Raw genomic sequence first — 22,446 nt, forward strand, 5'->3', positions numbered from 1 at the left:
TCGTGGCCCGCACAGGACGTGATTTTTTGCAACGGCGCAGGCTGCGCCGCGGGCTATTGACGCTGGCGCTGCTCGGCGCGCTGTTGGCGGCGGCCGCCATCGATCTGACCGTCGGCGCCGCGCATCTTGGCCTCGCGGATATCGTGCGAATGCTCTGGCCCGGTCCTGCGCCAGGCAACGAGCTGCATCAGGTGGTTTTCTGGTCGATTCGCTTGCCGATGACACTCACCGCCCTGGTGGTCGGCGCCAGCCTGGCGCTGGCCGGCCTGCTGATGCAGACCGTGCTGGCCAACCCCCTCGCCAGCCCCTATACGCTAGGGATCTCGGCTGCGGCGGGGTTCGGCGCGGCGCTGTCGATCATCACCGGCTTCAGCCTGGGCGGCGCGCTGGCGCTGGGCACGCCGTTGCTGGCTTCGCTGATGGCGTTGCTCGCCTGCGTGCCTATCTATCTGCTGGGACAACGCCGGGGCATGACGCCGCAAATATTGGTGTTGAGCGGCATCGTCGTGCTGTTTTTCTTTCAGTCGCTGCAATCGCTGCTGCTGTTTCTGGCCGCGCCGGAGGCCATGCAGCAAATCGTCTTTTGGCTGTTCGGCAGCCTGCTCAAAGCGAATATGCACGGGGTGGCGATCACCGGCGCCGTGTTGCTCTGCGCGCTGATCGTCAGCCTGCGGCAGGCCTGGCGCCTTACGGCGCTGTCCGCCGGCGAAGAGCAGGCACAGGGGCTGGGCATCAACGTCAGCGCGCTGCGCAAGCTGGCCTTTCTACTGGCGACTTTGCTGACGGCCGCCTCGGTCTCTTTTGTCGGCACCATCGGGTTCGTCGGGCTGATCGCCCCCCATTTCGCCCGTTTTCTGGTCGGGGAGGATCAGCGTTACCTGATCTGCATTTCCGCCCTCTGCGGCAGCCTGCTGCTGCTGTGCGCGTCGATCGTCGCCAAGCTGGTGATGCCGAACGGCGTGGTGCCCATCGGCATCGTCATCGCCCTGATCGGCGTGCCGGTGCTGTTTTACTTCGTCACCCGACAGGTTAAACGCCCATGACTCAACTGACCCTCACCGGCGTCGACGTCTCGCTGCATCGCCGCCCGCTATTGGCCGACGTATCCCTGAGCTGGCCGGAGGCAAAACTCGGCGGCATCATCGGCCCCAACGGCGCCGGCAAGTCCACGCTGCTGAAAGCGATTAATCGCATGTTGCCGTACAGCGGCGAGATTGCCTACCGCGAGCGCCCGCTCGATCCGAAAACCAGCCGCATCGCCTATGTACCGCAGCTTAATCGCTGCGATTCGGCACTGACCGCTTTTGACATGGTGCTGTTGGGCAAGGTACGGCAGTTGGGATGGCGCGTCAGCGCCGCCCAGGCCGATGCGGTCGAACAGGCGCTGGCGGAATGCGGCATTTCCGCGCTCGCCGATCGCCCCTTCAACCGTCTCAGCGGCGGCCAGCGACAGTTGGTGATGCTGGCTCAGGCGTTCGTCTCTCAACCGCAGCTCATTTTACTCGACGAACCCACCAGCGCGCTGGATATCCATCACCAGCTGCGCGTGCTCAATCAGATCGCCGACTACGGCCGGCGTCATCGCTGCATCACGCTGCTGGTGATCCACGATCTGGGGCTGGCGCTGCGTTATTGCCACTCACTTACGCTGCTCGAGCACGGACGCGTCGTTTGCCACGGCGAGACTCATCAGATGATGGGACACCCAATGATGTCTCGCGTATTTGGCGTCGGTATCGAAAACGGCGTCAGCCCGCAGGGCTACCCCTATCTGCTGCCGACACAGCTGTTACACGCACACGGAGAATCCCCATGTACACCCTGACCAAGGCGGACATGCTGGCGCAACTCGCCGGTTTGCAACAGGAAATTCACCAGCTACACCGCTCCGCCCGGCAAGATCGGCGTAATTTTTCCCTGCTGGAACGCCGCTTCAGCCGCCTGCAAGCCTTTAACGACGAACCACAGCTGCAGGCCTACCGTCGAAAACTGGAAAACGACCGTTTGATAACGGCGCAGATCGCCCAACTGCGGGCAACAGCCAATGCCGCATTGTGCGACTACGAGAAGCATCGCGTCTCTGCACTCTGTCGGCAACCGGCACAGACTAACGCCTACCTGAACAGTTTCGATCGCGCCCTGCAGTTGGAGATCGCCGCCGCCGGCATCCAACCGGGCGAGCGGGTGTTGCTGGTGGGCAGCGGCGCCTTGCCCACCACGGCGCTGGCGCTGGTCGCCAGGCTTGCCGCCACCGTCATTTGCTACGATTGCGATCCGGCGGCCCAGCGGTTTGCCCGCCGCCTCACGCGCCATCTGGGGCTGGTGCGGCAGATGCCCTGCATCGACAAGCTGCACGGCCTGACCCGCAATGACGTCGATCACATCATCATCGCCTCTCTGGTAGCCGACAAGCAGGGCTTGCTGAGGGAGCTGCGGCCTTTGCTGCCGCAACGCGGCAAATTGCTGGTGCGCTATGGCAATGGCCTCAAGTCTCTCTTTAACTGCCCTTACCATCACCAGGCCGCCGGTTCGCCGTGGCGCATCAGCGGTAAACCGCTCGCCACCCCGCTGTACGATCTGTTGATTCTGGAGCCTCTCAGCCATGAATAATGCCTTTTCCACCCTGATTCTGGGCGCCGGCCCGGCGGCTATCCAATTGGCGGCGGATATCAAGGCCGCGGCCAATGCGCGCATCGGCCTGTACAACCGCCCCAGCGAGAAAGGACAACGCCTGCGGCATCATTTGGCTCACGCGCCCAGCCTGTCTCTGACGGGCGCCGGTAAGGCGCAGCGCACCCAAGGCGATACGCAAGTGACGATCGACAGCTACTGCGATGACCTGTCACTGGTCGGCGGTGACTGGCACCGACTGATCCTTGCCGTCCCCGCCGATCAATATCATGACGTGCTGCGGCAGGTGCCATGGGCGGCGTTGCCCCAGCTGCGCTCACTGATCCTGCTCTCTCCTTCCATCGGTTCCGGCCTGATGGTGCAAAGCCTGCTGCAGGACGCCGGGCAATCCCACGTCGGGATCATCAGCCTGTCGAGCTACTACGCCGATACCAAATACCAGGATGCCGCGCAGCCTTACCGCGCTTACACCAAGGCATTCAAGCAGCGGATTTATCTGGCCGGCCAAAGCCCATCGTCAGACCGCGCCGAACTCGATTGGCTTTGCGCGGTGCTGGCGCGTCACGGCATCGATGCCCAGCGCTGCGACAGCCTGCTGGCCGCCGAACGCTTCAGCATCACCAACTATGTTCATCCCCCGCTGGCGCTGGCCGATACCACGCTACAGGCGATCTTTCAGCCGCAGGCGCCGATACAGTACCTGTATAAGACCTACCCCGAAGGCCCTATCTGCCCCGAGACGATCGCCGACATGCTGGCGCTCTCGCAGGATTACCGGCAGTTGCTCAACCGGCTCGGCGTCGAGGCCATCAACCTGCTGCGCTTTTTGAATGACGACAATTACCCGGTGCCGCCTCGTATGGTAAGCCGCCGCTGGATTGACCAATTCCCGCAGCTCGCGCCGGCGGAGCAACGCTACGCGCTGTTTGCGCGCTATACCGCGCTGCTGGTCGATCCCTATTCCGAACCGGACGCGCAGGGCCGCTACTATGATTTTTCCGCCGTCAGGGTCGCCCGCGTCTTCCAGGATGCGCAGGGGTTATGGCGACTGCCGCGCGTGCCGCAAGAGGACGTGCGCAAACTGCGCGTTATGGTCTTGCTGGCGCAGCGGCTGGGCGTCGAGATGCCCGCCGCCCAGTGCCTGTTGGCGCGCTTTCAGCAGGCGCTGCACAGCTTCGTCACCCGGATCGGCACCGAGCATTGTCATCATTCGTTGCTGGACGATACCTGCCGCGAGCAGGCGGATATCACCTACCGGCAGTGGCGGAGGCAAGCATGAATCAGGGTGCGCTGCTGGCCATTTTCGCCTCGCTGATTTTCAGCGTCATGAACGCGCTGGTCAAAACCATCGCCGACGTCATTCCCACCGGAGAGATCGTGTTCTTTCGCAGCAGCATCGGCTGCGTGCTGGTTCTGCTGCTGATGTATCGCCACCGCGTCGCCTTCAGCCGTGAAGACCGGCCGCTGCTGGTATTGCGCGGCACCATGGGCGGACTGTATCTGATCTGTTATTTTTACAGCATCGCCCACCTCACGCTGGCCGATGCCAGCATGCTGGCCTACCTGTCGCCGTTTTTCTCCATTTTGCTCTCCTTGCTGGTGCTGCGTGAGCGGGTCAACGCCAATACCGCGTTTTGGCTGGCGATGGTCATCATCGGCGCGGTGCTGCTGGTGCGGCCGTGGCACTTCTCGGCCTATACCCTGGCGTCGCTGGTCGGCGTGATGAGCGCGGTGTTCGCCTCGATCGCCTATCTGTCGGTCAACAAACTCAGCAAACGCCACCACAACTACGAGATCGTGTTCTACTTCCTGTTCATCGCAACGCTGATCTCGCTGCCGCTGATGTGGCAGTCATTCGTCTGGCCCAACGCATACCAGTTTGCCATTCTGCTCGCCATAGCGCTGGTGTCGTTGCTGGGACAGGTCGTCTTAACCCAGGCCTTCTCTTCCGATAACCTGATCGTGGTCTCGGTGGTGCGCTATATCGGCATCGTGTTCAATATCGCCTGGGGCTGGCTGTTCTGGCACGAAGTCCCGCTGCTGCTGTCGCTGGTCGGCTGTATGTTGGTGGTGGTTTCCTGCATCCGGCTCGGGCTGCGCCACCGCAAGAAAACCGTCTGAACCGCGCATACCGCAGCCATAAAAAAACGCACCCGAGGGTGCGTTTTTCATTCTGCCAACCGCCGCCTTATTTGGCCGGCGTCGGTTGCTGAGCGGGCTGATCCTTTTCCAGATGAGCCAGGTCCAGCGCGATATGCACGGTTTCATCCAGGTACGGATCCGGTTCCTGGTAATCCTTCGGCAGATCGTCGAGCGATTTCAGCGGCTTCTTGCCCGCGCGCTCCAGACGCTCGTTGATGCGTTTCAGACGGGTCGCATCGTCATCGTGGTTCTCTTTCTCCCGCACCGCCAGATTGAGGGACACGATGTTGCGTTTATCCTTCAGCGCCTTGTAATGCGCGATATCCTGCGCGATGTACTGGAACTCCGGATTCTGCGCGATGCGCTGCTGGTGATCTTTCAGCAGTTCCGGCTCGAACGGCGCCATATCGCCGGTCTTGCTGTAGGTCGCCGCATTGATGCTGTCCCACGGCATGGCGTTGTCTTCAAACGCTTCGCCGGTTTCCGCCGGATCGACGCCGGTCGGCATCAGAATATCCGGCGTCACGCCCTTGCGCTGGGTGCTGCCGCCGTTGACGCGGTAGAACTTCTGAATGGTGTACTGCACCGAACCGAGCGCCGGCCACTCAGGGCGCAGCATCTGGTCGTAGATGCGGTTCAACGAACGGTACTGCTGCACGGTGCCTTTACCGAAGGTCGGTTCGCCGACGATCAGCGCGCGGCCGTAATCCTGCATCGCCGCCGCGAAGATCTCGGAGGCGGAGGCGCTGAAGCGATCGACCAGCACCACCAGCGGGCCTTTGTAGTAGGTCACGCCGTCGGTGTCGGCGTCTTCACGCACTTTGCCGTTGTTGTCGCGCACCTGCACCACCGGGCCGCTCGGAATGAACAGGCCGGACAGCGACACCGCTTCAGTCAGCGCGCCGCCGCCGTTGGTGCGCAGATCGATGATCACGCTCTTGACGTTCTGCTTGGCCATCTTCTGCAGCTGCACTTTCACGTCATCGGTCAGGCCGACGTAGAAGCCAGGGATGTCGAACACCGCCACCTTCTCTTTGCCGACGGTCTTGATGGTCATTTTCACCGCGCGGTCTTCCAGGCGGATGCGCTCGCGGGTCAAGGTGACCACGCGGGTTTTGGTGCCCTTGCCGGCCGGCAGGATCTCCAGGCGCACCTTGCTGCCCTTCGGCCCTTTGATCAGCGACACCACGTCGTCCAGACGCCAGCCGATCACGTCCACCATCGGTTTGCCGGCCTGGCCGACGCCGACGATGCGATCGCCTACGGTGATCGCCTTGCTCTTCGCCGCCGGGCCGCCCGGCACCATCGAGTTGATCAGGGTGTAGTCATCATCCATCTGCAGCACCGCGCCGATGCCTTCCAGCGACAGGCTCATCTCGGTGTTGAACTGCTCGGTATTGCGCGGAGACAGATAGTTGGTATGCGGATCGATTTCATGCGCAAAGGCATTCATCGCCAGCTGGAAGACGTCTTCGCTGTTGCTTTGCGTCAGGCGCTTGATGGCGAACTGATAGCGTTTGGTCAGCGTGTCGTGGATTTCTTTGTCGGTCTTGCCGGTCAACTTGAGGTTCAGCTCGTCATAGGTGACTTTCGCATCCCACAGGCTATCCAGCTCGGCCTTGTCTTTCGGCCACGGCGCTTTGCTGCGGTCGAGATCGATAGTGCCGTTGCCGGTGAAGTTCATCGGCTTGTCCAGCAACGACAACGCATAGGTATAACGCTCGAAACGGCGTTTCTGCGCCAGATTGAACAGCGCGTAGAAGGTGTCCAGCTTGCCGGTTTTCAGCTCTTCGCCAACCTGATTGCGTTTGCCGGCGAACTGCGCCACGTCGGCAGCCAGCAATACGTTATGGTTGTAGTCCAGCATGTTCAGGTAGCGATCGAAGATCTTGCCTGAAAACTCCGCGTCAAGGGCGAACTGGCGGTAATGAGAGCGAGTGAAGCGCGAGGTAACGCGCTCACTCACCGTAGCGTGCTGGGGTTCCTGTTGCAGTTGGGGCAGTTGGCCGATGCGGATGTTGGCTGTTTCCGCGCCGTAACTGACACCCGCCCACAGCAGCCCTGCAATCGCTGTTAATCTGACGAATTTGTTCATGCCTGGGTTGGCCTCCGTATCAGAACTGCAAGTGTTCTGCGCGCACAATCATCGCCAGACCGGAAGAGAGCTGCACACGTACGCCATCTTTAGCGATTTCGAGTACGGTAGCATCCATCGCGCTCTTGCCTGCTCTGACTTTGATTTCCTGGCCAATTTGCAGTGTAGAGATATCCGTGACTGGCGCATAACGCGGCTGGCTTTCCTCTTTGGCTGCACGAGGTTGGCGAGCGGGCTGTGGGCGAGTTTGTGGGCGCGGCTTGCGGTTTTCCGGCGCGGCTCCGCCTTCGCGACGCGCAGCGGGCTTTTTACCGGCTGGACGCGGACGGCGAGGAGCGGCATCGGCGGATTCACCGGCGGCTTCACGTTTTTTGGCGTTTTGTTCGGCACGCTGTGCCTGAACGCGCGCTTTGGCTTCTTCAAGCTGCTGGCGGGCATGATCGACATGCTGCTGTTCCAGTTCACCGCACGGATTGCCGTCCAGATCGACGCGCTGCGCGCCGACTTTAACGCCGTACAGGTAACGCCAGCTTGAGGTGTACAGGCGCAGGGCAGAACGCAATTGCGTTTTGCTGAGATTCTCTTCCCCCTGCACGCGCTCTACCAAATCCTGAAAAATACCGATTTTCAGCGGACGAGCTTCGCCTTCGGCGCTAAAGCAGAGCGGAAAACGCTCGGCAAGAAAAGCAATGACTTCTTTACTAGAGTTCAACTTAGGTTGATTTTCCATGAAATTTCCTGATTACAACGGTATTGCCAACAAGCCACAGGCATGAACAGGCGTCATTATAATGACGCCATCGGTAATTGCCACGTTAACCGTCGATCAACTTGCCGCCACAGTCACATATTTCGCACTGTCGCACTGCTCCAGTTGCTCACAAAGCCCCGCCACCACTGCTTTCAGGCCCGCTTCGTCCTGTTCGTCGAAGCGTTGATAAACCGTGCTATCGATATCCAAAACGCCGATCGCTCGGCCGCCAACCGCCAGCGGCAGCACGATTTCCGCGTTGCTGGCCGCATCGCAGGCGATATGGCCCGGGAACGCATGCACGTCGCCGACGCGCTGCACGCGATTTTCCGCCACCGCCGTGCCGCACACGCCCTTGCCCACCGGGATGCGCACGCAGGCGATCTTGCCCTGGAACGGCCCCAGCACCAGCTGAGCGCCATCCATCAGATAGAAACCGACCCAGTTCACGTCATCCAGACGCTCGTTGAGCAAGGCGCTGGCGTTGGACAGCGCCGCGATAAAGTTGGTCTCCCCGCCGAGCAACGCGCTCAGATCACGTTTTAATTCCGCGTAGAATTGTTCTTTTGTCATGTGATAACCATTGAAACAGTGAAGATGGCCAGAAGCCCAAAGCTTAGGCCCTATAAAATAAGCATTAAATGCGTATAGCCACAAGGTTAATCATCTGTTGCTTCACAAAACCCCGTCGCTCGGGGTATGTTTGCCGCTCAGAATCCCGGTTTACCTCGTTTTACCGTCCGGCGCCCGATCGCCGGTGACGCGGCCGGTTTATTTTTCAGCTACGCTGACAGTTCCGGCGGGCTCAAGGGCAGCTACTTGTCAAAAATGAAAATACACGCGATCACCGCCCCCCTTTCCAAAGCGCGCCACCAACGCTGCTGCGAGTGCGATCTGCTGTTCATGCTGCCGCCGCTCAGCGGCAATCAGGCCGCTTATTGCCCGCGCTGCAACGCCAAGGTGGTGCACGGCCGCGACTGGTCGATGACGCGTCTGACCGCCATGGCGATCACCATGCTGCTGCTGATGCCGTTCGCCTTCACCGAACCGCTGATCAGCATCCGCCTGCTCGGCACGCGCATCGACGCCAGTTTGCTGGAGGGCATCTGGCAGATGAGCCGCCAGGGCGATCCGCTCACCGCCAGCATGGTGGCGTTTTGCACCATCGGCGCCCCGCTGACGCTGGCGCTGTCGCTGCTGTACCTGCGCTTCGGCCACGCGCTCGGCATGAACCTGCGCCCGGTGCTGCTGATGCTGGAGCGGCTCAAAGAGTGGGTGATGCTGGACATTTATCTGATCGGCATGGCGGTGGCGGCGATCAAGGTGCAGGATTACGCCGACATCCAGGCGGGCAGCGCGCTGATCGCCTACCTGTCGCTCACGGTGCTCAGCATCCTGACGCTGATCCACGCTAACCTGGAGCAGCTGTGGGAGCGTTACTATCCGCAGGAACAGCCGGAAGGCCCGCCGGCGGCGCTGCATATTTGCCTGTCCTGCCACTATACCGGCTACCCTGACGCGCGCGGCCGCTGCCCGCGCTGCCATGTGCCGATGTGCCACCGCCAGCCCTACAGCCTGCAGAAAACCTGGGCGGCGCTGATCGCGGCGATGATCCTGCTGATACCGGCCAACCTGCTGCCGATTTCCATCATTTACGCCAACGGCGTGCGGATGGAAGACACCATCTTCTCCGGCGTGGTCTCACTGGCCACCTCCGGCAACGTGCCGATCGCCGCCATCGTGTTCATCGCCAGCGTGCTGGTGCCTTTTACCAAGGTGATTGTGCTGATCACGCTGTTGCTGAGCATCCACTTCAAAACTTCGCACAGCCTGAAGACGCGCATTCGTCTGCTGCGTCTGGTCACCTGGATCGGCCGCTGGTCGATGCTCGATCTGTTCGTTATCGCCTTGATGATGTCGCTGGTAAACCGCGACCAGCTGTTATCTTTTACTATGGGACCGGCCGCGTTTTACTTTGGCTCGGCGGTCATTTTGACTATTCTTGCCGTTGAGTGGCTCGATAGCCGATTGATTTGGGATGCACATGCAACAGGAAACGCCGACTACACCGACTGAAGCGCGAGTCAAGAACAAACGCCGCATTTCACCGTTCTGGTTACTGCCGTTCATCGCCCTGCTGATCGCCGGGTGGCTGGTCTATAACAATGTCCAGGAACGCGGCACCACCGTCACCATCGATTTCCAATCGGCGGCGGGCATCGTCGCCGGCCGCACGCCGGTGCGCTACCAGGGCGTTGAGGTCGGCACGGTGCAAAAAATCAGTCTGAGCAAAGATCTGCGCAGCATCGTGGTGGAGGCCAGTATCAAAAGCGATCTGGAAGACTCGCTGCGCGAAGGTACCCAGTTCTGGCTGGTGACGCCCAAGGCCTCGCTGGCCGGGGTATCCGGGCTCGATGCGCTGGTCGGCGGCAACTATATCGGCATGATGCCCGGCAGCGGCAAGGAGCAAACCCACTTCACCGCGCTCGATACCCAACCGAAGTACCGCCTGAACACCGGCGAGCTGATGATTCACCTGCACGCCGACGATCTCGGCTCGCTCAACAGCGGCTCGCTGGTCTATTACCGTAAAATCCCGGTCGGCAAGGTGTATGACTACACCATCAGCGAAGGCAACAAGGGCGTGACCATCGACGTGCTGATCGACCGCCGCTTCGCCAACCTGGTGAAGAGCAACAGCCGCTTCTGGAACGTTTCCGGCTTCAAGGGCGATTTCAGCCTGTCCGGTGCCACGGTGCAGATGGAGAGCCTGGCGGCGCTGGTCAACGGTGCCATTGCCTTCGATTCTCCGGCCGATGGCCAGCAGGCCAAGGGCGATCAGAGCTATACCCTGTATCCTGATCTGGCCCACAGCCAGCGCGGCGTCAATATCCTGCTGGATCTGCCGAGCGGCAACAGCCTGAGCGAAAACCGCACGCCGCTGATGTACCAGGGGCTGCAGGTCGGCACCCTGACCAAGCTGACGTTGCAACAGGACAGCAAAGTGGTCGGTGAACTGACCATCGATCCTTCGGTGGTCGATCTGATGCGCAGCGGCACCCGCATCGTGATGCGCAGCCCGCGCATCAGCCTCAACGACGCCAAGCTTAGCCAGTTGCTGACCGGCACCACGCTGGAGCTGGTACCGGGCGAAGGCGAGCCGCAGCAACGCTTCAACGTGCTGGACAGCAGCGAAACGCTGTTGCAACAGCCTGGCGTGCTGACCGTTACGCTGAATGCGCCGCAAAGCTACGGCATCGACGTCGGGCAGCCGCTGGTGGTGCACGGCGTGAAAGTCGGCCAAATCCTGAGCCGCACGCTGACCGCCGGCGGCGTGGTATTCACCGCCGCCATCGACGCGCAGTACCGCGGCCTGCTGCACAAAGACAGTAAATTCGTGGTCAACAGCCGCCTCGACGTCAAGCTGGGCATCGACGGCATGGAAGTGCTTGGCGCCAGCGCCCAGGAGTGGGTAGACGGCGGCGTGCGCATTATTCCCGGCAGCAAGGGGGAACCTGGCGGCCAATACCCGCTGTACGCCAACAGCGAAAAAGCCGAGGAAGGCATCGTCGGCAACGCCCCCGCTACCACCCTGACCCTCAGCGCCACCAGCCTGCCGGACGTGCAGGCCGGCTCGGTAGTGCTGTATCGCAAATTCCAGGTGGGCGAGATCGTCAATGTTCGGCCGAAGGCCAACGAGTTTGAGGTGGACGTCTACATCAGCCCGGAATACCGCAAGCTGCTGACGCGCGAAAGCATCTTCTGGGCCGAAGGCGGCGCCAAGGTGCAGCTCAACGGCAGCGGCCTGACGGTGCAGGCTTCGCCGCTCAACCGCGCGCTGAAAGGTGCCATCAGCTTCGATAATCTACAGGGCGTGACGCTGAACAAGGGTGCCAACCGCGTGCTGTACGCCAGCGAAACCGCCGCCCGCGCGGTGGGCAGCCAAATCACGCTGAAAACCTACGACGCCAGCAAGCTGTCGGCGGGTATGCCGCTGCGCTACCTCGGCATCGACGTCGGCCAGGTGGAGTCGCTGCAGCTTGCCCCGGAGCGCAACGAAGTGTTGGCCAAGGCGGTGCTGTATCCGGAATACGTGCAGACCTTCGCGCGTCTCGGCAGCCGCTTCTCGATCGTCTCGCCGGAGATCTCCGCCGCCGGCGTCAGCAATCTCGATACCCTGCTTCAACCTTATATCAACGTGGAGCCGGGGCGCGGCCGCGAGCTGCGCACCTTCGAGCTGCAGCAGGCCAGCATCACCGACTCGCGCTATCTCGACGGCCTGAGCGTGGTGCTCGACGCCGCCGAAACCGGCTCGCTGCAGATCGGCACGCCGGTGTTGTTCCGCGGCGTGGAGGTCGGCACCATCACTGGCTTCTACCTTGGCGCCATGTCAGACCGGGTGCATGTCGCGCTGCGCATCAGCAAGAAGTATCAGCATCTGGTGCGCAACAACAGCGTGTTCTGGCTGGCTTCGGGGTACAACCTGCAGTTCGGCCTGACCGGCGGCGTGATCAAGAGCGGCACCTTCCAGCAGTTCATCCGCGGCGGTATCGCCTTCGCCACGCCGCCGACCATTCCGCTGGCGCCGAAAGCGACGCCGAACAAACACTTCCTGCTGAATCCGGAAGAGCCGAAGGACTGGAAAACCTGGGGCACCGCCATTCCGCGCGATTAAATTTCGCATTTTCCTCAGGGCCCGGCATTGTCGGGCCCTGTTTTTTTCCGCTTTGTGATAAACTCTCGCCCTTGTCTTTATTGCACCCTGAGAGTTCGCCCCGTGGCCAAATCCACCGCCGTTTTTCTGCCCCCCGCTTTCCTTGACGCCACCCGCGCCATCATGCCCGCCGAGCTGGCGATGGACGATTTTATCGCCGCCTGCCAGCGCCCGCTGCGCCGCAGCCTGCGCGTCAACACGCTGAAAATCAGCGTCGCCGACTTCCTGGCGCTGGTGCAGGATTACGACTGGCGGCTGGAGCCCATCCCCTGGTGCGCGGAAGGGTTCTGGATCGAGCGCGACGATGAAGAGCTGCGCCTGGGCAGCGCCGCCGAACACCTGAGCGGCCTGTTCTACATTCAGGAGGCCAGTTCAATGCTGCCGGTCAGCGCGCTGTTCGCGGGCGGCGCAGTGCCGAATCGGGTGCTGGACGTGGCGGCGGCGCCTGGCTCCAAAACCACCCAAATCGCCGCGTTGATGGGCAATCAGGGCGGCATCGTCGCCAACGAATACTCCGCCAGCCGGGTAAAAGTGCTGCACGCCAATATCAGCCGCTGCGGCGTGAAGAACGCCGCGCTGACCCACTTCGACGGCCGGGTGTTCGGCGCCGCGCTGCCGGAGAGCTTCGACGCCATTCTGCTCGATGCCCCCTGCTCCGGCGAAGGCGTGGTGCGCAAAGATCCGGATGCCATGAGCAACTGGTCGCCACAGAGCGTGGCCGAGATCGCCGCCACCCAACGCGAACTGATCGACAGCGCGTTTCATGCGTTGGCGCCGGGCGGCGTGATGGTTTACTCCACCTGCACCCTCAATGCGCAGGAAAACCAGCAGGTGGTGCGCTGGCTGCTGGACACCTACGGCGATGCGGTCAGCGTCGAGCCGCTGGGTGCGCTGTTCCCCGGCGCCGACAAGGCGCTGACCGCCGAAGGCTTCCTGCACGTCTTCCCGCAGATTTACGACAGCGAAGGCTTTTTCGTCGCCCGCCTGCGCAAACAGCGCGCCGTGGCGCCGTTGGCGAAGCCGACCTATAAAGTCGGTAAGTTTCCGTTCAGCCCGCTGTCCGGCAAAGAGGCGGCGCTGGTCGCCCAAGCCGCCGCCGCATCCGGCTTGACCTGGGGCGATGACAGCCGGCTGTGGGAGCGCGACAAGGAGCTCTGGCTGTTCCCGGCCGAGCTGGAACCGCTGTTCGGTAAAGTGCGCTTCTCACGTATCGGCCTCAAGCTGGCGGAACGTTTCCCGAAAGGTTTCCGCTGGCAGCACGAAGCGGCGATCGCCCTCGCGGGCGCCGGCGGCAAACAACATTTCGAGCTGGACGCCGCGCTGGCCCAGGAGTGGTATCACGGCCGCGATCTCTATCCGCAGCAGCCACCGGCGGGCGACGAGTGCATCGTCACCTATCAGCGGCAACCTCTGGGCATCGCCAAACGCATTGGCAGCCGTATCAAGAATAACCTGCCGCGCGAGCTGGTGCGGGATGGCGCACTGGATTTCCACCTCTAAACAATACCGCGCCGGGGAATGAAACTCCCCGGCGATAAAATAACGCTAATAATATTCCTATCGCCGTTCGTTATTATTCTAATTATTTCACTTTATCGGTATACCTCGCCTGCGAGCCCCGCCAGCCGGGGAATGAGAATAAAAAGTTTCTCGTTTTCATCAAGACAATTCCCGATTCTTATTCTATTAATTAAAGTGCAGCTAAATGAATACGTTCAACCCACCTCTGGGTGGCGTCTTTGCGGGCTTTCTCTCATACGGCAAGGAATATAAGATGAAAAAAACTCTGATGGCATTGACCTCGGTAGCAACCCTGCTGTGCGCCAACGGCGCGGCTAACGCAGCAGGCACCATTCAAGGCACGTTAGGCGTAACGCTGACCATCGGCGCCGGTTGCGTCGTGGGAGGCGGCAACAGCAGCGGTTCCGTCAACGACTTCGGCTCCATCAGCTTCGGCACTTACTCTTCACTGGCCAACATCATCGACGCCAGCGCCACCGGCGCAGGGGGGGCCGGTACGCTGTCATTGACCTGCACCACCGGCACAGACTACACGGTGGCGCTGGACAACGGGCTCCACGTCACTTCAGGCACCCAACGCCGCATGGCCAGCACGGCAGGCGCATTCATCAGTTATAACCTGTACCAGGATGCCGCACGCACCACCGCCTGGGGCAGCGGCGCCAACGCGCGGACCGGCACCGGCACCGGCGCCGCCGTTCCGCTGATCGTCTATGGCCGCGTACCGGCGGCCGGATCTACCCCGGCGGCGGACACCTATAACGACACCGTCACGATGACGGTCACCTGGTAACGGTGCGGCGCGCGCTTTGCTGCTGCGGATTATGGGCGTGCAGCCTGTTGGCGCAGGCCGACAGTAAAACCGCGACCCTCGGCGTCAGCGCGACCTTGCTCAGCGCCTGTGAGGCCGGCAGCAGCTCAGGTGGCAACGTCAGCTTCGGCACGCTGAATTTCGGCACGCTGTATTTTCTCAGCACCGCAACCAGCGTCGCCGGGCAGCAAAACGCCGGCGCCATTCGGGTGAAATGCACCAACGGCACCAGCTACAGCGTTCTGCTTGGCGGCGGGCAAAGCGGCAATACCGCTGCCCGCTACCTGCAAAGCGCGGCAGGCCAACGGGTGAATTACAACCTGTACACCAACGCCGCCCACAGCACCATTTGGGATAATCTGACGGGCGTGTCACAAACCGCCAACGGTACGGACAACTGGCTGCCGGTCTATGGCATGATCCCGGCGCAGTCCACACCCCCGACAGGCAGCTACACCGATACGGTACAGGTCACGATCAATTGGTAATGACGATGCGCGCTTCCATTTGCGGTTTGCTGTTCTGCCTGCCGCTTTTCCCGGCCCAAAGCGATACCGGCGTCAACGATTTGACCAAAAGCCAGCCGTTCACCGTCAATGCAACCGTGGTAAAAGGCTGCGTATTGGGCAGCGGCGTCAGTGACGTGACCACCTTCGGCACCCTGAACTTCGGCCAGTTGTCCTCGCTGAGCAACGCAGTCAGCATCGTCTCCAGCAGCGGTGCCGGTTCGGTGCTGTTTCGCTGCAACCCGGGGCTGAGCGTTACGCTGGCCCTCGGCGTCGGCAATCACGTGACCGGATCCATCGCCGGCGGCAGAAAATTACAAAATGCCGTCACGTCGGAAACGCTGCTGTATCAACTTTATCAAGACAGCAACTACGCCACCCTTTGGGGAGATGGCGCCAACGGCGGCGCGGCGCAGACCGTCGCCGCCACTGGCAGCACGCAAGAAATCAAAGTTTACGCCCGTCTGTTTTCGACCAGTACCCTGCCCACCAGTGGCGTTTACAGCGATACGGTCTTGTTGACGGTCACTTATTAAGTTTTTTGCAATAAGGATTGAGTTATGCGCATACCCTTCCGACTGCCGTTAACGGCAGCCTTGCTCCTGGCAAGCCAACAGCACGCCCTGGCCGCGGCTTCCATTCTCATTTGGCCGATCGATCCGGTGATTGAAGATCAACAGCAGGCCACCGCGCTGTGGCTGGAAAATCGCGACAGCAAACCGGTCTATATGCAAATTCGCGTGCTGGGTTGGCAGCAAACCGCCGGCAAAGACGATTACAGCAACCAAAGCGACGTGATCGCCAGCCCGCCGGTAGCGTCGATCGCGCCAGGCAAACGCCAACTGATACGCCTGATCAAACAGTCGGCACCGGCGGCGGGACAGGAGCGCGCCTACCGCATTTTGGTCGATGAAGTGCCGGTGAAAGAACCCGCGTCGAGCGCCGCTCCCGGCGGCGCGGAGATGGGGCTGAAATTCCAGATGCGCTACTCGGTGCCGCTGTTCGTCAGCGGCAAAGGCATTTGGACCAAACAGGACAGCGAAAAACCGCGCGATTACGCGACCGCCAGCCAACCCCAGCTCAGCTATCGTCTACAGCAGCAAAGCAGCGAACGCTGGCTGGAGGTGCGAAACCAAGGCGCAGTGCATGCCCGTATCTCGAAAGTGACGCTGCAAGGCCGCAGCCTGAATCCCGGCCTGATGGGATACGTGCTGCCCGGTTCACAGATGCGTTTCGCCTTGCCGCCCGCAGGCGCTTTCAGCAGCGGCAAGCTGATGGCCACGGTCAATGACAACAAACAGCCCGTAGCCATTCCGTCTTATTGAGACCCAGGTGCAGCAGACAGGGAGGCTATCGACGCGGCGCTTCAGCCTTAAGCCGCTGGCGTTTGCCATGCTGAGCATGGCGGCCGGCGGCTGGCTGCCGTTTGCGCTCGGCGACGATCTGCCACCGCCGCCCAGCGCCGTCAGCATGCCGGACACCACGCTGTATCTGGAGCCGGTCGTCAACGGGCGCCAAACCGGCAACGTCGTGCCGGTCAACTACCGCGGCGGCCATTACTACATGACACCCCAACAACTGCTCGACGCCGGGCTGCCGGTAGCGGATAAACAGGCGAAAGAAATCGCCGTCGATCGGCTGGAGAAGGTGGATGTCAGCTACAGCGGCGAGAGCCAGCAGTTGCTGATCAACGTGCCCAACGACTGGTTGCCACAGCAAACCATCGGCGCCCGTTCACCGTTGCAGCGCTTGCCGGCGCAAAGCAGCCTCGGTTTGCTGTTCAACTACGACATCTACGCCAGCCAAAGCAACGGCAATGGCCGGCCAGGCTACCTGTCAGCGTGGAGCGAACAGCGCCTGTTCGACGGGTTCGGCGTCATCGCCAACACCGGCATCTACCGCAGCGGGTTTAACGGCGGGCCAAACGACGATGGCGGCCGCTATATTCGGTACGACAGCTACTGGCGTTTCAACGATGATCAACGGATGCTGAGTGTGATCGCCGGTGACCTTACCACCGGCTCGCTCCCCTGGAGCAGCGCCGTGCGCATCGGCGGCTTGCAATTGGCGCGCAATTTCGCGGTGCGCCCGGATCTTATCACCTACCCGTTGCCGCAGTTTTCCGGCCAGGCGGCATTGCCCAGCAGCGTCGATTTATACATCAACAGCTATAAAAACAGCACCACCAACATTAATCCCGGCCCGTTTACCCTCAACAGCGTGCCCTACATTAACGGCGCGGGTCAGGCCACCGTCGTCACCACCGACGCCCTCGGCCGCCAGGTCAGCACCACGGTACCGTTCTACGTGGCCAGCAACCTGCTGCAGACCGGCATGAGCGATTTCAGCATTTCCACCGGCTTGCTGCGACGCAACTACGGGTTGAATTCTGCCGATTACGGGCAATGGGTAGGCAGCGCCAGTTTACGTTACGGCGTCACTGATTGGTTAACCCTGGAAGGGCGCGCCGAAGGCGCAGCCGAGTTGGCGGTCGGCGGCGGCGGCGCCGACATTCGCGTCGGACAATGGGGGGTTCTCAACGCGTCCTACAGCGTCAGCCAGGCCGGCGACGACGCGTTTAACGGCGGCCGGCCGATACCATCCCCCGCCTATTATGACCCGCTGACCGGCAGGCCGTTGCAGCAGCCAGATCCTCAGCCCGTCTATCGCTACACCGGCAACCACGGCGATCAAAGCAGCTTTGGCTACACCTACAGCAACCCACGTTTCAGCCTCAACGCGCAACGCATCCTGCGCAGCGCCGATTTTGGCGACATTTCCGTGTATAAAAGCGACTACCGTCTGAGCCGTCGCACCGATCAGTTGACCGGCAGCGTCAGCCTGGGCCGCCTAGGCAGCCTCGGCGCCGGTTATTTTGACGTTCGCGACGCCATCGCTCAACGGACCCGCCTGGTGAACCTGTCCTACAGTGTGTCGCTTTGGCGCAACAGCAGCCTGTACGCCTCCCTCAACCGGGAAATCGGCAGCAGCGGTTACAGCGCCCAACTGCAGCTCTCCATTCCGTTTGACAGCTGGGGCACGGCCAGCCTCAGCGCCGCGCGCGACAACAACAACCGCTGGAGCGAACGCGTCAGCTACAGCCGCGCCGCGCCGACCGATGGCGGTTTCGGCTGGAATCTGGCCTACGCCAATAACCCGAGCGGCGGCGATTACCGCCAGGCGGATCTGACCTGGCGAACCCGCAGACTCGAAGCCCGAGCGGGCGTATACGGCACCCGCGATGAAACCAACCACTGGGGCGAAATCAGCGGTTCGCTGGTGGCGATGAACGGCGGCGTATACGCCACCAACACCATCAACGATGCCTTTGCGCTGGTGTCCACGCAAGGATACGCCGACATTCCTGTGAGCTATGAGAACCAGCCGATCGGCAAGACCGATGCCCAGGGCTATTTACTGGTGCCGACCGTCACCTCTTACTACCATGCAAAATTCCAGATTGATCCGCTTAGCCTGCCCGCCGACGTCGCGCTGCCGACGGTGGAAAAAACCGTCGCCATTCGCGATCACAGCGGTTTTCTGGTTGAGTTCCCCATCCAACCCATCTCCGCCGCCGACGTCGAACTGGTTGACGAGCAAGGCAAACCGCTGGCCAACGGCAGCCAGGTGGCGGTGGTTGGCGGCAATCAGCAAAGCTATGTCGGTTGGGATGGCATGACCTATATCGACCCGGTGCAACAACACAATCGCCTGAGCGTGATCCCGGCCGACGGCGGCCCGCCGTGTCAGGCGGAATTCAGTCTGGCGAAGCCTCAGGGCATCCAGCGCGTCGGCCCGGTTGTCTGCCGCTAATTAACGACGGAGAGTCACTATGTTTCGGGGATTGAAAGCCTTATTGCTAACCCTCTCGCTGCTGCTCTGTCAGCGCGCATTCGCCGACTGCGCCACCACCAACGGCACCGTCACCTTACCGGGGAGCAGCTCTTTCGTGGTCTACAACGGGCAGATTAGCGCCCAGGGCACTGCCGGCCTCAACTGCACCGGGCTCGGGCTCAGTTTGCTGTCGCAAAACACCGTCACGGTCAAAATCGCCTCCACCACCAACAATATGGCGGTTGCCAACACCGACGGTTCAGGCGATAAAATCGCTTACCTGATCTACCCCGACGCCAACTACCAATATCCTTACAGCATCGGCCAAACCATCGACTACAGCTCGCTCAACCTGCTGTCGCTGATCCTGATTTCCTCCAACGTCAACTTTCCGCTGTATATCAAAACCACCGCCGGCGCCAACGTGCGCGCAGGAACCTATACCGACAGCATCAACCTGATCTGGAATTACCATATTTGCGGTCTGGGCGTGCTCGGCCTGTGCGTTTGGTGGGACGGCGTCGATAAACCCAGCACGGTCAACGTCAGCGTCACCATCACCAAAGATTGCCTGATCGGCACCGCGCCCAACGTCAATTTCGGCAGCATGGCGTTGGTCGGGCAGTTCAATCCTGTCAATCAGAGCATCACCCTGACCTGCACCAAAACCGAGGGATACAACACCTATTTCACCAACGGCAATAACCCGGTCACCGGTTGGCGGCGCATGAAAAGCGGCACCAGCAATTTCATGCAGTACCAGATTTACTTGCCTAATACGACGACCGTTTGGGATAGCACCAACAAACAGAGCGGCGCCGGCACCGGGCTGGCGCAAAGCATCCCGTATAAGGCGGCGGTCAATGCGGCGCAGACGGAAGTGGCGGTTGGCAGCTATCAAGACACGCTCAGTTTTGTGGTGGAGTACTAGGCGTTGTGTTTTGCCGGCGTGGAAATTGTTTCCAAAATGTAATTTTTATGTGGCATTTTTTGCTCATTTGGCTATGCTCTTACCGATGACCAAACTGGTCTAACCTCCTACCACACCATTGAGCAAGGAGTTCCCATGAGCAAAACCGTCGTAAAAATTGGCAGCTTCGAGGTCGATGACGCGCATCTTCACGCCGGCGCCGACCGTGCCGGCACCCTGAGCATTCCCTGCAAGTCCGATCCGGATCTGTGCATGCAGCTGGACGGCTGGGATGAACACACCAGCATCCCGGCGATCCTCGACGGCAAACAGTCGCTGCTGTACAAGCAACACTACGATCGGCAGGCGGACGCCTGGGTGATGCGGCTGGCATGATAGTGCATCAAAACGGCTGACAACGCGCTGTTTTCATCGGAAACAGCGCGTTTTTTTATGCGATGGCGATGCCGCGGCCGGCAAAGAAAGGGGCGAAGCGGCTGAGCGGCAGGCATACCCGCTCGCGCGTCGCCGGGCTGTCGCCCGAAGGGTTGTGGAAGGTCACGCTTTGCGCATCGGCGGCGGTGATCAGCACCAGATGCCCGCCCCTGTGCGGCGGCGTGCTCTCCGGCCGGCGAATGGCGGGATGCACCGAAGCGATAAAGTAGCGGCATTCGCTAAGCAGCGCCGGTACGTCGGCAGCTTCCAGCCCCACCTTCACCTCCGCTTGCAGTGCGAACTGCTCGCGCACATACTCGACGAACGGCGCGTAAATCAGGCCCTTTATCCGTTCACCCTCGCGCACATAGGTGCCGTAGGGCAGGCTGCGGCGCGCCAGTTCCAACAGCGGCGGCGTTTCGCCGTCGCGATGGCCCAGCACCATTTTCAGGCAGGCCATGCCGCACACGTGGTTGGCCCACTCGATGTACTCTGCCCGATCGCGGGCGCCGCTGCGCGCCCAATTCTCGTCTTGCGCCAGCGTCGCGCGGCCGGCGATCAGATCGGCGGCCATCTCCGGGCTCGCCCACTGGCACTCGTAGGGAACGGCGCGCATCAGTTTAGAACTTGTCGACAACTTTGAAATTCATCAGCACCAGCGTCATGTCCGGCGAGAACAGATCGTACGCTTCGAAGAAGCGCTGCAGCTCTTTGCGCCAATGCGCCAGCGAGCGATCGCCCTCGCCTTCGGCAAAGGCGTGCGCTTCATCGACCTGATCGTAAGTTTTCATTTCCACCGCGGTCAGCTCGACCGCGCAGACCGGCTCCCCCTTGCCGTCCACCACCAGGAACAGATCGCCGGCCTGCGGGATCCCCTCGCCGTCCAGGTTGGAACAGGTGGCCGTTTTGGTGCCATTGAGGATCAATTGCACCACTTCATCGGCCTGCTGCTCGGTATCGCCGAATGCCCAACGCTCAAGGTGTTCGTATTTCTGTGGAATTGCCGTCGCCATGATTATACCTTTTGGAAAAATGCCTCAATGCAGACAGGATAGTACAACGTATTGCCGGCCGTCTGCATCCGTCGCAGGCGCGACTGCGCGTTCCGCCACCGCCACCTTTACGCGTTTTTACCGTTCTTCGCTGTGCCTGTCGCGCTGCGGGGCGCATACTGTGAACATTATTCACCCAATGGCGTCCGCCAGGCGGTAACATGCGGCAAAATGACATCGATGCTGACGATACGTTCAGCGACTTACTCAACGGCGTCGCGTTAGTGACGCTTTTCCTCATCCTCCTCGCCGGCGGGTGGTATTTCAGCTAAAAGGGAGGGCAGCGTGGCAACAAAACGCATGGGCAACAAGCTCGGTAAAATGGTGGTGGTGCTGCTGCTGATCTGCCTGGCGCTGCTGCTGTTGCGTTGGGCGGCGATCGCCTTCGGTTGATCCCGCGAAATGACGCCGGCAACGCCGGCGCCCTGTTCACCGCCGCCGTGGCGCGGTCGGCTCCAGCAACTCCCGCAAATAGGCCAAACGCGCCTCCCCCTGAAGCAACCAGCGGCGACACAGCCAATGCTGCGTTTCACCCGTGCGGCTTAGGCGGTAGTACTCCGCCAAGGTTTCGACCCAGTTCATGATGTTTTCTCCTGCTTTTCGACACCGCAAGTATTGAGCGTAAAAACCAGAAGAAATACTGATGGCTTGTTTTTTATGCTTCCTGTTTTAGGCGGCGGCTAGCGAAGCCGCAGCTCAGCTGCTACATTGGGCAAAAATCAACCAACCGAGGTAAGCCATGACGTTCTCGGAACAGGAGATTAAACCCGTATGGGATGAGGTCGCACGCCTGATCGGCGACGGCGTGATGCAGCTGCGTCATCGCGGCGAAGCGCTGTCGGTGGAAACGCTGGAAAAACATCTGGCGCGGCAGCTGGCGGACAGCAACGATATCGAACGGCGCATCCTGCTCGGCGCCGCCATCAACATGCTGAAAGGCGGAAAATGAATCGCCAACCGAAGAAGGTTGGCGATCCGACAGAAGCCCGAGGTATGCAAGCCCGGCCTTCTGCGCGCTACTATGTCACGCTAATATGACGTAAT

General features: G+C 61.1%; 23 protein-coding genes. 17 read left to right on the forward strand and 6 right to left on the reverse strand.

Annotated features, from left to right (window positions below; translation table 11 throughout):
* Positions 1-2 precede the first annotated feature (2 nt).
* From ACMGF7_RS21445 to ACMGF7_RS21465, 5 genes are read left to right on the forward strand one after another with little or no spacing between them, the layout of a single operon-like run.
* Positions 3-1,043 carry a FecCD family ABC transporter permease gene (locus ACMGF7_RS21445; protein ID WP_053091189.1) on the forward strand — a complete coding sequence of 347 codons (1,041 nt, stop codon included), beginning with the start codon at positions 3-5 and terminating at the stop codon, positions 1,041-1,043.
* Positions 1,040-1,825, forward strand: coding sequence for an ABC transporter ATP-binding protein (locus tag ACMGF7_RS21450; protein WP_049240001.1), 786 nt, complete (start codon positions 1,040-1,042; stop codon positions 1,823-1,825). The genes ACMGF7_RS21445 and ACMGF7_RS21450 overlap by 4 nt, the downstream gene beginning before the upstream one ends.
* Positions 1,813-2,610 (forward strand): nicotianamine synthase family protein, encoded by a 798-nt coding sequence (locus ACMGF7_RS21455; RefSeq protein ID WP_197763775.1) that lies wholly within the window; start codon positions 1,813-1,815, stop codon positions 2,608-2,610. The genes ACMGF7_RS21450 and ACMGF7_RS21455 overlap by 13 nt, the downstream gene beginning before the upstream one ends.
* Positions 2,603-3,910, forward strand: coding sequence for an opine metallophore biosynthesis dehydrogenase (locus ACMGF7_RS21460; protein ID WP_049240003.1), 1,308 nt, complete (start codon positions 2,603-2,605; stop codon positions 3,908-3,910). The genes ACMGF7_RS21455 and ACMGF7_RS21460 overlap by 8 nt, the downstream gene beginning before the upstream one ends.
* Positions 3,907-4,752 carry a DMT family transporter gene (locus ACMGF7_RS21465; RefSeq protein ID WP_049240004.1) on the forward strand — a complete coding sequence of 282 codons (846 nt, stop codon included), beginning with the start codon at positions 3,907-3,909 and terminating at the stop codon, positions 4,750-4,752. The genes ACMGF7_RS21460 and ACMGF7_RS21465 overlap by 4 nt, the downstream gene beginning before the upstream one ends.
* Positions 4,753-4,819: 67 nt before the next feature.
* Here the strand turns inward: ACMGF7_RS21465 and prc are convergent, their stop codons facing one another.
* The 3 genes from prc to ACMGF7_RS21480 form a co-directional block, all read right to left on the reverse strand.
* Positions 4,820-6,868: a carboxy terminal-processing peptidase gene (gene prc / locus ACMGF7_RS21470; RefSeq protein WP_015377670.1), complete on the reverse strand. Its 2,049-nt coding sequence runs from the start codon at positions 6,866-6,868 to the stop codon at positions 4,820-4,822.
* A gap of 19 nt (positions 6,869-6,887) precedes the next feature.
* The gene (proQ, locus tag ACMGF7_RS21475; RefSeq protein WP_325994276.1) at positions 6,888-7,598 is read right to left on the reverse strand and encodes an RNA chaperone ProQ; all 711 of its coding nucleotides are present in this window, start codon (positions 7,596-7,598) and stop codon (positions 6,888-6,890) included.
* 96 nt (positions 7,599-7,694) lie between these two features.
* Positions 7,695-8,192 (reverse strand): GAF domain-containing protein, encoded by a 498-nt coding sequence (locus ACMGF7_RS21480; protein ID WP_049240006.1) that lies wholly within the window; start codon positions 8,190-8,192, stop codon positions 7,695-7,697.
* A 255-nt stretch (positions 8,193-8,447) separates the two neighbouring features.
* On the opposite strand from ACMGF7_RS21480, the gene yebS reads away from it, so the two are divergent.
* The 10 genes from yebS (at position 8,448) to ACMGF7_RS21530 (ending at position 20,311) form a co-directional block, all read left to right on the forward strand.
* Positions 8,448-9,695 (forward strand): membrane integrity lipid transport subunit YebS, encoded by a 1,248-nt coding sequence (gene yebS, locus ACMGF7_RS21485; protein ID WP_031300492.1) that lies wholly within the window; start codon positions 8,448-8,450, stop codon positions 9,693-9,695.
* Positions 9,664-12,294 carry a PqiB family protein gene (locus tag ACMGF7_RS21490; protein WP_015377667.1) on the forward strand — a complete coding sequence of 877 codons (2,631 nt, stop codon included), beginning with the start codon at positions 9,664-9,666 and terminating at the stop codon, positions 12,292-12,294. The genes yebS and ACMGF7_RS21490 overlap by 32 nt, the downstream gene beginning before the upstream one ends.
* Positions 12,295-12,396: 102 nt before the next feature.
* Positions 12,397-13,833: a 16S rRNA (cytosine(1407)-C(5))-methyltransferase RsmF gene (rsmF, locus tag ACMGF7_RS21495; RefSeq protein ID WP_049240007.1), complete on the forward strand. Its 1,437-nt coding sequence runs from the start codon at positions 12,397-12,399 to the stop codon at positions 13,831-13,833.
* 274 nt (positions 13,834-14,107) lie between these two features.
* Positions 14,108-14,647, forward strand: a complete 540-nt coding sequence (locus tag ACMGF7_RS21500) for a spore coat U domain-containing protein (protein WP_015377665.1) — start codon at positions 14,108-14,110, stop codon at positions 14,645-14,647.
* Positions 14,648-14,649: 2 nt separating this feature from the next.
* The gene (locus ACMGF7_RS21505) at positions 14,650-15,153 is read left to right on the forward strand and encodes a spore coat U domain-containing protein (RefSeq protein ID WP_033633239.1); all 504 of its coding nucleotides are present in this window, start codon (positions 14,650-14,652) and stop codon (positions 15,151-15,153) included.
* Entirely contained in the window at positions 15,153-15,707 is a 555-nt protein-coding gene (locus tag ACMGF7_RS21510; RefSeq protein WP_049240008.1) for a spore coat U domain-containing protein, read from the forward strand. Before ACMGF7_RS21505 ends, ACMGF7_RS21510 begins: the two co-directional genes overlap by 1 nt.
* A gap of 24 nt (positions 15,708-15,731) precedes the next feature.
* A complete protein-coding gene (locus tag ACMGF7_RS21515) occupies positions 15,732-16,496 on the forward strand; it encodes a molecular chaperone (RefSeq protein WP_031300493.1) in 765 nt (254 codons plus the stop codon).
* Positions 16,497-16,563: 67 nt separating this feature from the next.
* Complete coding sequence (locus tag ACMGF7_RS21520) at positions 16,564-18,984, forward strand: fimbria/pilus outer membrane usher protein (protein WP_420286774.1); 2,421 nt, start codon at positions 16,564-16,566, stop codon at positions 18,982-18,984.
* A 19-nt stretch (positions 18,985-19,003) separates the two neighbouring features.
* Positions 19,004-19,936 carry a spore coat U domain-containing protein gene (locus ACMGF7_RS21525; RefSeq protein WP_197799871.1) on the forward strand — a complete coding sequence of 311 codons (933 nt, stop codon included), beginning with the start codon at positions 19,004-19,006 and terminating at the stop codon, positions 19,934-19,936.
* Between the two features lie 135 nt (positions 19,937-20,071).
* Positions 20,072-20,311 carry a DUF1480 family protein gene (locus ACMGF7_RS21530; protein WP_004931517.1) on the forward strand — a complete coding sequence of 80 codons (240 nt, stop codon included), beginning with the start codon at positions 20,072-20,074 and terminating at the stop codon, positions 20,309-20,311.
* 55 nt (positions 20,312-20,366) lie between these two features.
* Here the strand turns inward: ACMGF7_RS21530 and ACMGF7_RS21535 are convergent, their stop codons facing one another.
* Complete coding sequence (locus ACMGF7_RS21535; protein ID WP_164095066.1) at positions 20,367-20,966, reverse strand: C39 family peptidase; 600 nt, start codon at positions 20,964-20,966, stop codon at positions 20,367-20,369.
* 4 nt (positions 20,967-20,970) lie between these two features.
* Positions 20,971-21,363: an ASCH domain-containing protein gene (locus tag ACMGF7_RS21540; protein ID WP_044031382.1), complete on the reverse strand. Its 393-nt coding sequence runs from the start codon at positions 21,361-21,363 to the stop codon at positions 20,971-20,973.
* 339 nt (positions 21,364-21,702) lie between these two features.
* Here ACMGF7_RS21540 and yniD point away from each other — a divergent pair, with 339 nt between their 5' ends.
* Positions 21,703-21,795 carry a small membrane protein YniD gene (yniD, locus tag ACMGF7_RS21545; protein WP_021505513.1) on the forward strand — a complete coding sequence of 31 codons (93 nt, stop codon included), beginning with the start codon at positions 21,703-21,705 and terminating at the stop codon, positions 21,793-21,795.
* Between the two features lie 36 nt (positions 21,796-21,831).
* Here yniD and ACMGF7_RS21550 read toward each other — a convergent pair whose 3' ends face one another.
* The gene (locus tag ACMGF7_RS21550) at positions 21,832-21,984 is read right to left on the reverse strand and encodes a hypothetical protein (protein WP_004931524.1); all 153 of its coding nucleotides are present in this window, start codon (positions 21,982-21,984) and stop codon (positions 21,832-21,834) included.
* Between the two features lie 157 nt (positions 21,985-22,141).
* On the opposite strand from ACMGF7_RS21550, the gene ACMGF7_RS21555 reads away from it, so the two are divergent.
* Complete coding sequence (locus ACMGF7_RS21555; RefSeq protein ID WP_004931526.1) at positions 22,142-22,351, forward strand: hypothetical protein; 210 nt, start codon at positions 22,142-22,144, stop codon at positions 22,349-22,351.
* Positions 22,352-22,446 lie beyond the last annotated feature (95 nt).

The organism is Serratia sp. BNK-17 (assembly GCF_048684935.1).
In the GTDB taxonomy this organism is placed as follows: domain Bacteria; phylum Pseudomonadota; class Gammaproteobacteria; order Enterobacterales; family Enterobacteriaceae; genus Serratia; species Serratia nematodiphila.